Origin of the sequence: Aromatoleum evansii (assembly GCF_012910805.1) — a bacterium.
GTDB lineage: Bacteria > Pseudomonadota > Gammaproteobacteria > Burkholderiales > Rhodocyclaceae > Aromatoleum > Aromatoleum evansii.
The window spans coordinates 1-2,340 of record NZ_WTVK01000143.1; the positions used below are offsets into that span (position 1 = coordinate 1).

3 protein-coding genes are annotated in these 2,340 nt (G+C 66.8%); 2 read left to right on the plus strand and 1 reads right to left on the minus strand.

Annotation, left to right across the window (positions count from 1 at the left end):
• The first annotated feature begins 82 nt into the window (after positions 1–82).
• Positions 83–1,240 (plus strand): M20 aminoacylase family protein, encoded by a 1,158-nt coding sequence (locus GO615_RS27505; protein ID WP_169133030.1) that lies wholly within the window; start codon positions 83–85, stop codon positions 1,238–1,240.
• A gap of 113 nt (positions 1,241–1,353) precedes the next feature.
• Entirely contained in the window at positions 1,354–1,809 is a 456-nt protein-coding gene (locus GO615_RS27510) for a MarR family winged helix-turn-helix transcriptional regulator (protein WP_246262520.1), read from the plus strand.
• Positions 1,810–1,842: 33 nt separating this feature from the next.
• Here the strand turns inward: GO615_RS27510 and GO615_RS27515 are convergent.
• Positions 1,843–2,340 (minus strand): ABC-type transport auxiliary lipoprotein family protein (locus GO615_RS27515; protein ID WP_169133031.1); only part of this gene is annotated, 498 nt, incomplete at its 5' end.

Genomic DNA, 2,340 nt, shown 5'->3' on the forward strand with positions numbered 1-2,340 from the left:
ACCCCTCCCCGGTCCCCGCCTGACACGACCTCACGACCCGGAAGCTGGAAAGCCACCCCCTGCCACCTACAGAGGTGAAGTCATGAACACGCTGCTGCAAGAACTCTCGAACGACCGGGAACAGATCACCGGCTGGCGCCACCACATGCACCGTTATCCGGAACTGGCCTTCGAGGAGCGCCACACTGCCGAATACATCGCGAGCCTGCTCCGCTCGTGGGGTTACGACGTCGCTACGGGCATCGGCAAGACGGGCATCGTCGCCTCCCTGCGCGCCGGTGACGGCACGAAGGCGATCGGCCTGCGCGCCGACATCGACGCGCTGCCTGTTGCCGAGAAGGCAGCCGGGGGTCACCGCAGCATGGTCGAGGGGCGCTCGCACACTTGCGGTCACGACGGCCACAGCGCGATGCTGCTCGGTGCGGCACAGCACCTGGCACGTACCCGCAAGTTCAACGGCACGGTGCGCCTGATCTTCCAGCCAGCCGAGGAAGTGATGGGCGGCGCGCTGGCGATGATCGCGGACGGCTTGTTCGAGCGCTTCCCGATGGACGCCGTGTTCGGCATGCACAACATGCCCGGGCTCGAGCTGGGCAAGATCCATTTCACGACCGGCCCGGTGATGGCGGCGGTCGATAACTGGGAGATCGAACTCACCGGCAAGGGCAGCCACGGTTCGATGCCCGAACGCAGCATCGATCCGGTCGTCGCCGGCGCGTCGCTCGTAATGGCGCTGCAGACGATCACGTCCCGCAACGTCGCGCCGCTCGATTCCGCGGTCGTATCGGTCGGCGCATTCCTCGCCGGCGACGCCGGCAACGTCATCCCGCAGTCCGCCCTGCTGCGCCTGAGCATCCGCTCGAGCCGCCCCGAGACGCGCGAACTGGTGCTCGGAAAGGTGCGCTCGATCACCGCTGCGCAGGCCGAGTGCTACGGCGTCACCTGGGAACTCCGCGAAGGCACGCCCGGCGCCGTGCTGGTGAATGACGCCGAGCACACGGCGTTCGCCGCCAACGTGGCAAAGGAGCTGCTCGGGGCCGACAAGGTCGTGACCGACGGGCCGCGCTTCATGGGCAGCGAGGACTTCGCCTTCTTCGCGCAGCGCAAGCCGGGCACCTACTGCTTCATCGGCAACGGCGACACGCCGATGGTCCACCACCCCCACTATGACTTCGACGACCGCAACCTGCCGGTCGGGGCCGCATATTGGGTCGCCCTTGCGGAATCGTTCCTGCGCTGAGGCCAGCTATTCACGGCTCGCGCTGTTCCGGCCGGGGCAACTCCGTCATAATGGAGTTGCCCTTTTTTAACGCCAACGGAGCATTCCGGGCGACATCGTGCCGGCAACGCATCATGATGAACGACACCAACGCGCCCTATCTCACCTACAAGCTGGACCTGATCAAGACCATCTCGATCAAGGCGGGCAACACGTACTACAAGAAGGCCTTCGGGCTCGGCGTCCGCGAGCTGCGCGTGCTGCGGCTCGTGCACGATCACCCGGGCATCACGGCGAAAGACCTCGGCAACATGCTGGTCCTCGACAAGACCCTGTTGTCGAAGAACATCGCGTTTCTCGAGGATCGCGGCCTGGTCACGCGCAGCCCCAACGTGAACGACAACCGCCAGCAGCATCTCGCGCTGACCGAGGTCGGCATGCAGGTGTGGCGCGAAGGCGAAGAGATCGGCCGCGGGCTCGAGCGCGAGATGTTCGCGGATCTGAGCTGCGAGGATTGGGAGCACCTGCACATCCTGCTCGACAGGGTGCTGGTTTCGCTGGACAAGTGGCAGGAATCGCATCGCAAGTAGCGCCCGGCCCTGCCACCCCACGCGCGGGTGGCATCACTGCCGTGGCGGGGTCCGCCGGATTTCGTCCACCGCCCACCTTGCGAGGTCGGTTGCCAGGCGCGTGGACGCCACCCCCAGGGCATTCACTACCGCCGGGACATCGCTAGACGCGGCGCGCTCGCCTGAGTTGAAAATCCGGCTTGCGAGGATGCGCCGGCTTTCGCGCTCCACCAGGCGCGCATCCAGCCTCACGACCGCCTCCGGAACGCCTCCGCGGTATTCGCTCTGGAAGGCGCGCAGGTCGCTGACGATCTCATAATCCGCCTGCAGCCGGGCCTCGTCGCTGCTCAGCGCGGCGATCCGGCCATCCGCGCGCAGGGCATCGATCAGGCGGTCGCGCAGCAGCACCGGCGCGGGCTCGCTCCAGCTCGCCCCCTGATACACGCTGACCTGGTTGTTCTGCGGCATGACCACGATGCGCTGTCCGGCAAGATGCACGCCACTGGCGGGTTTGGCCACGCGCAACGAAACGGGGAGCGGTGTGGCGGGCGC